8 protein-coding genes are annotated in these 12,915 nt (G+C 72.1%); 6 read left to right on the top strand and 2 right to left on the bottom strand.

Annotated features, from left to right (window positions below):
* Positions 1-8: 8 nt before the first annotated feature.
* From CP978_RS06625 to CP978_RS06610, 4 genes are all read left to right on the top strand, one after another.
* Positions 9-404 (top strand): DUF742 domain-containing protein, encoded by a 396-nt coding sequence (locus CP978_RS06625; RefSeq protein ID WP_043438390.1) that lies wholly within the window; start codon positions 9-11, stop codon positions 402-404.
* Between the two features lie 195 nt (positions 405-599).
* Positions 600-4,211 (top strand): hydantoinase B/oxoprolinase family protein, encoded by a 3,612-nt coding sequence (locus CP978_RS06620; RefSeq protein ID WP_043438389.1) that lies wholly within the window; start codon positions 600-602, stop codon positions 4,209-4,211.
* Positions 4,192-4,797 carry a GTP-binding protein gene (locus CP978_RS06615; protein ID WP_043438386.1) on the top strand — a complete coding sequence of 202 codons (606 nt, stop codon included), beginning with the start codon at positions 4,192-4,194 and terminating at the stop codon, positions 4,795-4,797. The genes CP978_RS06620 and CP978_RS06615 overlap by 20 nt, the downstream gene beginning before the upstream one ends.
* Positions 4,798-4,892: 95 nt before the next feature.
* Positions 4,893-5,435 carry an NUDIX domain-containing protein gene (locus CP978_RS06610; RefSeq protein ID WP_043438383.1) on the top strand — a complete coding sequence of 181 codons (543 nt, stop codon included), beginning with the start codon at positions 4,893-4,895 and terminating at the stop codon, positions 5,433-5,435.
* A gap of 64 nt (positions 5,436-5,499) precedes the next feature.
* On the opposite strand, the gene CP978_RS06605 is transcribed toward CP978_RS06610, so the two are convergent.
* Entirely contained in the window at positions 5,500-7,872 is a 2,373-nt protein-coding gene (locus tag CP978_RS06605) for a glycoside hydrolase family 31 protein (protein ID WP_043448245.1), read from the bottom strand.
* A gap of 222 nt (positions 7,873-8,094) precedes the next feature.
* Between CP978_RS06605 and CP978_RS06600 the strand changes: the two genes are divergently transcribed.
* Positions 8,095-10,062, top strand: a complete 1,968-nt coding sequence (locus CP978_RS06600) for an acetoacetate--CoA ligase (RefSeq protein WP_043438380.1) — start codon at positions 8,095-8,097, stop codon at positions 10,060-10,062.
* A 118-nt stretch (positions 10,063-10,180) separates the two neighbouring features.
* A complete protein-coding gene (locus tag CP978_RS06595) occupies positions 10,181-11,071 on the top strand; it encodes a hypothetical protein (RefSeq protein WP_043438378.1) in 891 nt (296 codons plus the stop codon).
* Positions 11,072-11,185: 114 nt separating this feature from the next.
* On the opposite strand, the gene ptsP is transcribed toward CP978_RS06595, so the two are convergent.
* Entirely contained in the window at positions 11,186-12,856 is a 1,671-nt protein-coding gene (ptsP, locus tag CP978_RS06590) for a phosphoenolpyruvate--protein phosphotransferase (RefSeq protein WP_043438376.1), read from the bottom strand.
* Positions 12,857-12,915: the final 59 nt, after the last annotated feature.

Here is a 12,915-nt window from a genome sequence, read left to right as displayed (position 1 = left end):
GGGATGGCATGAGCGGAGACGAACGGGGAAACAGACACTGGTTCGACGACGAGGCCGGACCGGTGGTCCGTCCGTACGCCATGACCCGCGGCCGCACCAGCCATGCGGTCCAGCATCGCCTCGACCTGATCGCGGTGGTGGTCACGGAACCCCAGGTGGACGGGGCCGAGGCGGATCCCTCGCTGTCCCCGGAACATGTGGAGATCGTCGAACGGTGCCGGGACGCCCCCCGGTCGGTCGCCGAACTCGCCGCGGACCTCGATCTGCCCATCGGCGTGGTGCGGGTCCTCGTCGGGGACCTCGTGGACGAGGAACTGGTGCATGTGACACGGCCCGTCCCGCCCGCGGAACTGGTGGACGAGAGCATCCTGCGCGATGTGATCAACGGCTTGCGAGCCCTCTGAACCGGGCCTCGCACCCCGCCGGCCGGCCCGCGCGCACTTCCTTGCGTGCGGGCCCGGCGCCGCCCGCGCCCACCGCGCGCGGCCCGGCGCCCCGGCGACCCGCCGGATATGATCTGAACCACCGTCGACGACCTGCCGCGGTGGACCGAACACCTCGCGGACACGGTTCCGGGCAGCGCGATCGGAGAGACGGACATGACCAGGGGCTGGCAGTTCTGGGTCGACCGCGGAGGCACCTTCACCGATGTGGTCGCGCGCCGCCCGGACGGCCGCCTGCTCACCCATAAGCTGCTGTCGGACAACCCTCATCGGTACGCGGACGCGGCCGTCGAGGGCGTACGGGAACTCCTCGACGACGGGCCCGTCGACGCCGTCCGCATGGGGACCACCGTCGCCACCAACGCCCTCCTGGAACGCAAGGGCGAACGCACCCTCCTCGTCATCACCCGAGGCTTCCGCGACGCCCTGCGCATCGCCTACCAGAACCGCCCCCATATCTTCGCCCGCGCGATCGAACTGCCCGAGCTGCTGTACGAGCGGGTCCTGGAGGTCGACGAACGCGTCACCGCCGACGGCACCGTGCTGCGCGCCCCCGACCTGGACGCCCTCGAGGGGCCGCTCCGCCGGGCCTACGACGACGGGATCCGCGCACTGGCGGTGGTGTGCATGCACAGTCATCTGCACCCCGCCCACGAGCAGGCCGTCGGAGCGCTGGCGGCCCGCACGGGCTTCCCGCAGATCTCGCTCTCCAGCGAGGTCAGCCCCCTGATGAAACTGGTCCCCCGGGGCGACACCGCCGTCGTGGACGCCTACCTCTCGCCCGGACTGCGCCGCTACGTCCAGCATGTCGCCGACGAACTCGAAGGCGTACGGCTGATGTTCATGCAGTCCAACGGCGGGCTCGCCGAGGCCGGGCAGTTCCGCGGCAAGGACGCCGTCCTCTCCGGGCCCGCGGGCGGGATCGTGGGCATGGCCCGGATGTCGCAACTCGCCGGGTTCGACCGGGTCATCGGCTTCGACATGGGCGGCACCTCCACCGATGTCTCGCACTTCGCGGGCGAGTACGAACGCGTCTTCACCACACAGCTCGCCGGGGTCCGGCTGCGCGCACCGATGCTGGACATCCATACGGTCGCGGCGGGCGGCGGCTCGATCCTGCACTTCGACGGCTCCCGCTACCGCGTGGGGCCGGACTCGGCGGGCGCGGACCCGGGACCCGCCTGCTACCGCGGCGGCGGCCCGCTCACCGTCACCGACGCCAATGTCATGCTCGGACGCATCCAACCCGCCCACTTCCCCAGGGTGTTCGGACCGGACGGCGACCAGCCCCTGGACGACGCACTGGTCCGGGACCGCTTCACCGCGCTCGCCCGGGAGATCCACGAGCGGACCGGTGACGACCGCACCCCCGAACAGGTCGCCGAGGGGTATCTGCGGATCGCGGTCGCCGACATCGCGGGCGCCGTGAAGCGGATCTCCGTCCAGAAGGGCCACGACATCACCCGCTACGCGCTCACCACCTTCGGCGGGGCGGGTGGCCAGCACGCCTGCAAGGTCGCGGACTCCCTCGGGATCCGCAGCGTCCTGGTGCCCCCCATGGCCGGAGTGCTCTCCGCGCTCGGCATCGGGCTCGCCGACACCACCGCGATGCGCGAACAGTCCGTCGAGGCACCCCTGGCACCCGCGTCGATGCCCGGGGTGACAAGGACCGCCGACGACCTCGAGGCCGCAGCCCGCGCCGAACTCCTCGCCGAGGACGTGCCCGAGGACCGCATCCGGGTCGTCCGCAGGGCCCAGCTGCGCTACGACGGCACCGACACCACCCTCACCGTCGAGCTGACCGAGCCCGACACCATGCGGCACGCCTTCGAAGAACGTCATCGCGCCATGTACTCCTTCACCCTGGACCGCCCGATCGTCGTCGAAGCCCTCTCCGTGGAAGCCACCGGCATCACCGAACCCCCCGATCTCTCCGCCCTCGCCCCGTACGAGGGCCGGCCCGGCGTGCCCGAGACCGTCCGCCTCCACACGGGCGGTGCCTGGCACGACGTACCCCTCCACCGCCGTGAGCAGCTGCCTCCCGGCGAGACCGTCACCGGCCCCGCGATCATCACCGAGGCCAGTTCCACGACCGTGGTCGACGACGGCTGGCGGGCCGCGGCGACCGAGGACGGGCATCTGGTCATGGAACGCACGGCGGTCACGGAGAGTTCCGACGCGGACACGGAGGTCGACCCGGTTCTCCTCGAGATCTTCAACAACCTGTTCATGTCCATCGCCGAACAGATGGGCGCCCGCCTGGAGTCCACGGCCCAGTCCGTCAACATCAAGGAACGCCTCGACTTCTCCTGCGCCCTCTTCGACGCCGAGGGCGACCTGGTCGCCAACGCCCCCCACATCCCCGTGCACCTGGGCTCCATGGGCACCAGCGTCAAGGAGGTGATCCGAAGGCGCGCGGGCCGGATGCGCCCCGGCGACACCTATGCCGTCAACGACCCGTACCACGGCGGCACCCATCTGCCCGACATCACCGTCATCACCCCCGTCTTCGACGCACCGGGCGAGCGGGTCCTCTTCCATGTCGCCTCCCGGGGCCACCACGCCGAGATCGGCGGCATCGCGCCCGGTTCGATGCCCGCGCACAGCCGCACCATCGAGGAGGAGGGCGTCCTCTTCGACGACTGGCTGCTCGCCGAGAACGGCCGCTTCCGCGAGGAGGAGACCCACCGGCTGCTCATCGAGGCGCCCCACCCGTCCCGCAATCCCGGGACCAACCTCGCCGATCTGCGCGCCCAGATCGCCGCCAACCGCAAGGGTGTCGACGAGGTCGGCCGGATGATCGAGCACTTCGGCCTCGACGTCGTCCAGGTGTATATGAAGCACGTCCAGGACAACGCGGAGGAATCCGTCCGCCGGGTGATCGACGCCCTCGACGACGGTGCGTACGCCTATGAGACCGACTCCGGCGCCGTCATCCGCGTCCAGGTGCGCGTCGACCGCGAACACCGCCGCGCGACCATCGACTTCACCGGCACGTCCCCCCAGCTGGACACCAACTTCAACGCGCCCTTCTCGGTCGTCAACGCCGCAGTCCTGTATGTCTTCCGCACCCTGGTCGCCGACGACATCCCCCTCAACGACGGCTGTCTGCGCCCCCTCGACATCGTCGTGCCGGCCGGCTCCCTGCTGGCTCCGCACCCCCCGGCCGCCGTCGTGGCCGGCAATGTCGAGACCTCCCAGGCGGTCACCGGCGCCCTGTACGCGGCACTCGGTGTCCAGGCCGAGGGCTCCGGCACCATGAACAACGTCAGCTTCGGCAACGACCGCTGCCAGTACTACGAGACCGTGGCCTCCGGTTCCGGCGCGGGCGACGACTTCCCGGGCGCCTCCGTCGTACAGACCCATATGACCAACTCACGTCTCACCGATCCCGAGATCCTGGAGTGGCGACTGCCGGTCCTGCTCGAGGAGTTCGCGGTACGGTACGGCAGCGGCGGCGCCGGCCGACGACGGGGCGGCGACGGTGCCGTCCGCCGGATCCGCTTCCGTGAGCCCATGACCGTCTCCATGCTCTCCCAGCACCGCAGGGTCCCGCCCTACGGCATGGCGGGCGGGGAGCCCGGGGCGCTCGGCGCCAACCGGGTGGAGCGCGCGGACGGCACGGTGCTGCCGCTCCGGGGCAGCGACACGGCAGAGGTCGGCCCCGGTGACGTACTGGTCGTCGAAACCCCCGGCGGCGGAGGCTATGGACCGCCGCCCCACCCCGATCGAGCAGGAGAAGAGAACGATGATCTTCGGGCCCGGTGAGCGTGGCACACCTCCGGTCGAGCCGCTCACGCTCAAGATCCTCGTGGCGGGCGGATTCGGCGTGGGCAAGACGACCCTGGTCGGCGCGGTCAGCGAGATCAGGCCGCTGCGCACCGAGGAGATGCTCACCGAGGCGGGCCGCCCGGTCGACGACCTCCGGGGCGTGGAGGGCAAGCGCACCACCACCGTCTTCATGGACTTCGGCCGCATCACCCTCCGCGAGGACCTGGTGCTCTATCTGTTCGGCACACCCGGCCAGGACCGCTTCTGGTTCCTCTGGGACGAACTGGCCACCGGCGCCCTGGGTGCCGTCGTCCTCGCCGACACCCGCCGCCTGGAGGACTGTTTCCCGGCCGTCGACTACTTCGAGCGCCGCTCCATACCCTTCGTCGTGGCCGTCAACTGCTTCCAGGGCGTGGCCCGCCACCCCGTCGAGGCCGTGCGGGCGGCCCTCGACCTCGACGAGGACGTGCCGGTCGTGCTGTGCGACGCCCGCGACCGGGAGTCGGTCAAGCAGGTGCTGATCGAGGTCGTCCGGAACACCATGACCCGCCCCTCGGACCACCGCGCCGGCATCGCCACCTGAGTCCCGCGGCCTCCGCCGGGCACACCGGTGCCCGCAGCCGCCCGGCGACCGCGGGACGCCGTCCCCGTGGACGTCCGTCGGCTACAGTCCGCCCCGTGTCCGAATCCGAATCCGCGTTCCCCTCCATCGATGCCGTACCGGACTCCCACTGTGCGAGCTGTGGGACCCCCTACGCAGCGGCCGTCTCCGGCTGGCCCCGTTCCTGCGCGGCCTGCGGCACGGTGACCTACCGCAATCCGCTGCCCGTCGCGGTGGCCCTCCAGCCGGTGTACGACACCGGGGGAACCGCCCTGGTCGTCATCACCCGCACCATCTCTCCCGCCCGCGGAGGCACCGCCCTGCCCGGGGGGTTCATCGACCACCGGGAGGACTGGCGGCACGCCGTCGTCCGTGAACTCGCGGAGGAGACCGGCATCGAGGCGACCGAGCGCGACGTACGGCTCGCCGACGCGATGAGCTCGCCCGGTGGCCATCTGCTGCTGTTCGGGCTGCTCCCCGAGCGGCCGGCCAGCGAACTGCCGCCGTCCGTCCCCACCGACGAGACGGCGGGCTGGCACCTGCTCCGCCTTCCCGCCGAACTCGCCTTCCCGCTGCACACCCTGGCGGCGCGGGGATGGTTCGAGGGCCGCTACAGCTGAGCCACGGGCGGGACACCCCACGTCCCGTCCGCGCCCGTCGCCGACCTCCCGCCAGCCGCCCGGCTCACCCGCCGTCGAGACCCCGGACCAGGACCGGACGGCCGGGCTCGCTCCGGCCGTCCTTGCCGTCCCGCCGGACCACCACCCGCCGACCGCTCTTCCACCGCGACCCGTACCGCTCGATCTCCGGCTCTTCCCAGCCGTCGCCCGCGTGCGGCACCACCAGTCCGCTCCCGGTCCTGCCACGGACCGGAGCCCAGGCCTCCAACGAGAGACCGCCGTCCGCACCCCGTACGGGCAGGATCGCGCCCGCCCGCGCCAGCACCGGAATCCGCCCCAGGGGCGCGTCGACCACCACGGACCCGGGCCCCTGGTACGCCTCCCCGGTCGCCGTGTCGTACCAGCGCCCCCGCGGCAGCGGCACGCTCCGCCGCCGCACGCCCGGCTCCAGCACCGGCGCCACCAGAAGGCCGTCCCCGAGCAGAAAGGCGTCCTCGCAGTCCCGCAGCGCCCGGTCCCCGGGATCGCCCCACCACAGGGGCCGTACATAGGGCGCACCCGTACGGTGTGCCAGATGCGCCAGGGTGATGAAGTACGGCAGCAGCCGCCGCCGTTCGGCCAGCGCCGTCCGCGCATGCCCGAGCACCTCGGCACCGAACTCCCAGGGCTCCCGGCGCCCCGCCCGGACACTCGAGTGCGTCCGGAACAGCGGCAGATACGAGGCGAGCTGGAACCAGCGCAGATACAGCTCCGGCGACGGACTCCCGTCGAACCCGCCCACATCCGGCCCGGAGTAGGGAACACCGCACAGCCCGAGCCCCAGGACCAGGGAGAGCGAGGCACGCAGCCCGGGCCAGCCGGTGGCCACGTCCCCGGACCAGGTCCCCCCGTAACGCTGCATGCCCGCCCACCCCGAGCGGGAGAAGAGGAACGGCCGCTGCTCGGGCACGAGATCGCACAGCCCCTCGTACGCGGCCCGGGCCATGCACAGCCCATACACGTTGTGGGCCTCCCGGTGGTCCCCGCCGCGGCCTTCCAGCGCATGCCGGGACGACCGCGGCAGGGTCTTCTCCCCGAAGGCCGTGAACGACACCGGCTCGTTCATGTCGTGCCAGAAACCCGCGAACCCCTGTTCGAGGCGCTCCCGGTACAGACCGCCCCACCAGGCACGCACCCCCGGCTGCGTGAAGTCCGGATAGACCGCCTCCCCGGGCCACACCACCCCCTCGACGACCCGGCCCGAGGCGTCCCGGACGAACGCGTCCACGGCACTCCCGCCGTCATGGACGGGGTTGCCGGACTCCGCCTTGACCGCGGGGTCGACGATCGACACCAGCCGGATCCCGTCCCTGCGCAGCTCCTCGGCGAGCACCGGAAGCTTCGGAAAACGGTCCCGGTCCACCGTGAACACCCGATGGCCGTCGTAGTGATCGATGTCCAGATGGACGGCATCGAGCGGAAGATCACGTTCCTGATAGCCCGCGACGATCCGCCGCACCTCCTGCTCACTGCCGAAACCCCACCGCGCGTGATGGTGACCCAGCGCCCACGCCGGTGGCAGGGCGGGCGCCCCGGTCAGCGACGTCCAGACCCGCAGCACCCGCGCGGGCGCACCCACCACCACCCAGCAGCGCAGTGGCCCGCCGTCCATCCGGACCTCGCAGGCGCCCGGCCGGTCGTGTCCCGAGCCCGCGCCCTCCTCGCCCTCGCGCACCGTCACCGTGCCGTCCCAGGAGGTGTCGTGGAACACCAGATGCGTGCCCGCGTCGGCGACCACCAGCTGCACCGGCATGGTGATGTACAGAGGGTCGTCGCCGGGTCCGAAGGCACGCCCCGGATCCGTGTTCCACAGCCGGTACGTCCCGTCCCGCAGCCGCGGCCCCGCGGCCCGGCCGCCGAGCCCGAAGAACCGCGCGTCCGGTGCCACCTCGGACCGCTGCATCCACCGCGCGCCGCCCCCGCTCACCGGCTCCCACCAGCGCGGCGGCAGATCCCGGCGCAACGGCACCCCGCCCGGGGTACGCACCTCGATCGCACCGTGCTGCGACACCGCGACCGTGACGCGCTGCGCCACCACCCGCCAGCCGCCGTCCTTGTCCGGCTCCAGCACGGCGCGCGGATCCGGCTCGGGAGCGTGCCCCACCAGCGCGTACGAGGGCTCCGGCCCGGCACCGTCCCAGCCCCAGAACACCGCCCCGTCCACGGTCACCGTGATCCGCAGCTCGGCCCGGGCGAACCGCACGACGCCACCGCCGGGCCCCGGCTCCGCCTCCAGCACGGAGCCCGGTACCCGCGCCCGCTCCGCACCCCGTCTCGGCAACCCGGCGGCGTCGCTGCGCCCCCTGCGCCATGCGGCCCGTACGGTGCGCACGCCCTGTGCCGCACCCCCGAAACCGACCGCCGTCTTCACCGAACGCACCAGGTCACGACCGTCCATGCTGATCACCCTGCCATCGTCCGGTCATCTGCGTCCTCGCGGAGGGGCGTCGTTCAACTGCCGTTCATCCGTGGCCTGAGCACATGTTCATCCTGGCGAGTATGTGCTGCGGACCCTGGTGCAGAAGTCGATCACATGGCATCGTCCCCCTCAGCCGCGTCACGCGCACACCCAGCCCGTGCGCGGACCACGCACACGACGCGTACAGCCCGGGAGCCCCCCATGACCTCAGCGAACACCGTGCCGCTCTGGCAGCCCGACGCCGACCGCATCGCCAGGGCACGGATCACCAGGTTCCAGGCCTGGGCGGCCCAGCACCACGGAGCGCCCGCCGAGGGTGGCTACGCGGCCCTGCACCGCTGGTCGGTGGACGAGCTCGACACCTTCTGGAAGGCCGTCACCGAATTCTTCGAGGTGCGCTTCTCCACGCCCTTCACCCAGGTGCTCGGCGACCGTTCCATGCCGGGCGCCGCATGGTTCCCCGGGGCGAGGCTGAACTACGCCGAACACGCCCTGCGCGCGGCGGCCACCCGCGCCGACCAGCCGGCCCTCCTCGCCGTCGACGAGACCCAGGAGCCCCGCCCGGTCACCTGGTCCGCACTGCGCCGGCAGGTCGGCTCCCTCGCCGCCGAGCTGCGCGCCCTAGGGGTGCGCCCCGGAGACCGCGTCAGCGGATACCTTCCCAACATCCCCGAAGCCGTGGTCGCCCTCCTCGCCACGGCGGCCGTCGGCGCCGTATGGACCTCCTGCGCCCCCGACTTCGGCGCCCGCAGCGTCCTGGACCGCTTCCAGCAGGTCGAGCCCGTGGTCCTCTTCACGGTCGACGGCTACCGCTACGGAGGCAAGGAGCACGACCGGCGCGAGACCGTCGCCGAACTGCGCCGCGAACTGCCCGGCCTGCGCGCCGTCGTGCACATCCCGCTACTCGGCACCGAAGCCCCCGAGGGCGCCCTGGAGTGGGCGGACCTGACCTCGGCTGACGTCGAACCCGTCTTCGAACAGGTCCCGTTCGACCACCCGCTGTGGGTGCTGTACTCCTCGGGCACCACCGGCCTGCCCAAGGCCATCGTCCAGTCCCAGGGCGGCATTCTGGTCGAGCACCTCAAACAGCTCGGCCTGCACTGCGACCTCGGCCCCGAGGACCGCTTCTTCTGGTACACCTCCACCGGCTGGATGATGTGGAACTTCCTCGTCTCCGGCCTGCTGACGGGCACCACGATCGTCCTGTACGACGGCAGCCCCGGCCATCCCGACACCGGCGCCCAGTGGCGCATCGCCGAACGCACCGGGGCCACTCTCTTCGGCACCTCCGCCGCCTATGTCATGGCCTGCCGCAAGGCGGGCGTGCACCCGGCGCGCGACTACGACCTCACCCGCGTCCAGTGCGTGGCCACGACCGGCTCGCCGCTGCCGCCGGACGGCTTCAGCTGGCTGCACGACGAGGTCCGCGACGACCTGTGGATCGCCTCCGTCAGCGGCGGCACCGATGTGTGCTCCTGCTTCGCGGGCGCCGTACCGACCCTCCCGGTGTACCTGGGCGAACTCCAGGCGCCCGGTCTCGGCACCGATCTCCAGGCCTGGGACCCCAGCGGCAGGCCCGTGACCGACGAGGTCGGCGAGCTGGTCGTCACCAACCCCATGCCCTCCATGCCGATCCGCTTCTGGAACGACCCCGACGGCAGCCGCTACCGCGACAGCTACTTCGACATGTATCCGGGGGTCTGGCGGCACGGCGACTGGATCACCCTCACCTCCCGCGGCTCCGTGATCATCCACGGCCGCTCGGACTCCACCCTGAACCGCCAGGGCGTCCGGATGGGTTCGGCCGACATCTACGAAGCCGTCGAGCGCCTCCCCGAGATCAAGGAGTCCCTGGTCATCGGCGTCGAACAGCCCGACGGCGGCTATTGGATGCCCCTCTTCGTCCACCTCTCACCGGGCGCCGTCCTGGACGACGCCCTGCTGGGCCGCATCAAGCGGACCATCCGCGAACAGCTCTCCCCCCGACACGTCCCCGACGAGGTCATCGAGGTGCCGGGCGTCCCGCACACCCTCACCGGCAAGCGCATCGAGGTCCCCGTCAAACGCCTCCTCCAGGGCACCCCGCTGGAGAAGGCCGTCAACCCGGGCTCCGTGGACAACCTCGAGCTGCTCCACTTCTACGAGGACCTGGCCGGCAAGCGCGCCTGACACACCCGCGGCACCCCCGCCCGCCCCGAGACGGCCACCCGGCCACCGCGGGGCGGGGCGTTGTCAGTGGCCCCCATTACGGTGAGTGACGATCGCTCGACTGCACACAGGGGGAACCATGCCGCACACCGACCTGACCATGCGCCGCGTCCTGCGCCGCGAGATCGCGGGCACCATCGGCCTGCTGACCGACGAACACGACTTCACCGCGATGCGGCGCTACCGCACCTTCGCCTTCGACGACCACACCACCTACCTCCAGCAGGTGGAAACCCTGCTCAAGACCCTCGCCGCCCAGGGCGGCCACACCACGGTCGCCCTCTTCGACCCGCAGGAGTACGCGGAGTTCTGCGCCGACGGCGGTCTCGATCCGGACGCCCCGGCCAGCCGCAGCCGCTTCACCGCACAACTGGCCGCCACCGGACCGACCGTCCCCTACGACGGCCGACCCCTGACCGAACTCGTCCCGGACCTGGTCGACCAGGCGGTACGACAGGCCACCTGGCAGTACGCCACCACCCTGCTCACCCGCCTCGGTGCCTGCGCCTCCTGCGGCGAGGACATCGGACACACCGCCTTCGCCCACGCCTCCCGGCTGTTCACCCGCATCCTCGGCACCGCGGCTCCCGGCCACCGCCATCTCGTCTGCAGCGTCTCCACGGAGCCCGAGGGCGTCGTCGCGGTGCTCAACGCGGCCGGTGAGCTCGACGGTACGACCCGCCTGGACGAGTCCGAGGCCCTCGAGTTCACCGCGGTCCTCGCCCTGGGCATCGCCACACACAGCTCCGGCGGGCTCGTCATGCGCACCACCGCACCGGGCTCCCCCGACCGCGTCTACGGCTGGCGCCTGCGGGGAGACCGGCTGATCCCGCTCACCGCGGGAGAGGTCTTCGACGCCTACTGCACCGACATCGAGTCCGGTGATCTCGTGGCCCCGGAATCCGGCGTCGACTACTGCGCGCCACCCGACCTCGGGGACGACGGACATACCGCGGGCCATGTCCATTGAAGCCGGAGCCGAGACTGAAGGCGGATCCAGGCCGCCGTGAAAGGGAGAAGGGCGCCCCACCCGCAGGTGGAGCGCCCCTCCGCGCACGCCGCCATGGCGGACGCGCGTCCCGGATCACTCGCCGGACAGCACAGCCTGGGCCGCCCGGCGCGCCTCGTCGGCGGTGTCGGCGGCACGCGCGGCCGCCGCGGCACGCTCGCACTGCGCCAGGGTGTGCTTCGCCAGCGCCGACCGGACATAGGGAAGGGAGGCCGCACCCATGGACAGGGAGGTGACCCCCAGACCGGTCAGTACACACGCCAGCAGCGGGTCGGACGCGGCCTCACCGCAGACCCCACAGCTCTTGCCCTCGGCCCTCGCCGCCTCGGCCGACGACGCGACCAGGTCGAGCAGCGCGGGCTGCCACGGGTCCTGAAGACGCGACACCGCGCCCACCTGGCGGTCCGCGGCGAAGGTGTACTGCGCCAGGTCGTTGGTTCCCAGCGACAGGAACTCGACCTCCTGGAGGATCGACCGGGCCCGCAGCGCCGCCGAGGGGATCTCCACCATGGCCCCGAACTTCGCCGCGAGTCCGGCCTCACGACAGGCGTCCGCGAAGGCCCGCGCATCGATGCGGTCGGCCACCATCGGCGCCATCACCTCGAGGTGGACCGGCAGTCCCTCCGCGGCCTTCGCCAGTGCGGTCAGCTGGGTGCGCAGCACCTCGGGGTGGTCGAGCAGGGTGCGCAGTCCGCGCACGCCCAGCGCGGGGTTCGGCTCGTCCCCCGGGGTCAGGAAGTCCAGCGGCTTGTCCGCGCCCGCGTCCAGCACCCGCACCACGACACGGCCCTCGGGGAAGGCTTCGAGGACCTGGCGGTAGGCCTCGATCTGCTTCTCCTCGGACGGCGCGTTCTTGTTGTCGTCCAGGAAGAGGAACTCCGTGCGGAACAGACCGACACCCTCGGCACCCGCCTCGAGGGCGGCGGGGACGTCCGCCGGGCCGCCGATGTTCGCCAGCAGCGGCACCGTGTGACCGTCGGCGGTGGCACCCGGACCGGTGGCGGCCGCCAGGGCCGCCTTGCGCTCGGCGGCCGCCGCCCGGAGCCGGTCCTTGTTCTCCTCGCTCGGGTTCACGAAGATCTCACCGGTGCTGCCGTCGACGGCGATCACCGTGCCCTCGGCGAGCTCCCGCGCACCGGGCAGGGCCACGACGGCCGGGACGCCGAGCGCCCGAGCGAGGATCGCGCTGTGGCTGGTGGGCCCACCCTCCTCGGTGACGAAACCGAGCACCAGGGCCGGGTCGAGCAGCGCGGTGTCGGCGGGCGCCAGATCACGGGCTACCAGCACATACGGCTCGTCGCTGTCCGGGACGCCGGGCATGGGCACCCCGAGCAGCCGGGCGACGATGCGGTTCCGCACGTCGTCGAGGTCGGCCACCCGGCCGGCGAGGTATTCGCCGGCGTTCGCCAGCAGCTCGCGGTAGGCGGCGAACGCGTCGTAGACGCCCCGCTCCGCCGTGCTGCCGACCGCGACACGGCGATCCACATCGGCCATCAGCTCCGGGTCCTGGGCCATCAGGGCCTGGGCCTCCAGCACCGCCTGGGCCTCGCCCCCCGCCAGATTGCCGCGGGCGACGAGGTCGGCCGCCACGGCGTCCACGGCCTGACGAGCGCGGGCCTGTTCGCGCTCCGCGTCCTGCGCCGGTATCTGCTTCGCCGGGGGTTCGAGCACCGCCGTCCCCATGTGGCGGACCTCGCCGATCGCCACTCCATGGCTCACACCGACGCCTCGCAGCGTTGTCTCCATCTCACCCGTCTCCGAAATCATGCGGCGGACCCGCCACCGCGATGGTTGTCTGTGGTGCC

This window comes from Streptomyces nodosus, assembly GCF_008704995.1.
Lineage (GTDB): Bacteria > Actinomycetota > Actinomycetes > Streptomycetales > Streptomycetaceae > Streptomyces > Streptomyces nodosus.
The sequence above is the reverse complement of the archived record's forward strand: the minus strand, read 5'-3'. Positions and strand labels throughout refer to the sequence as shown.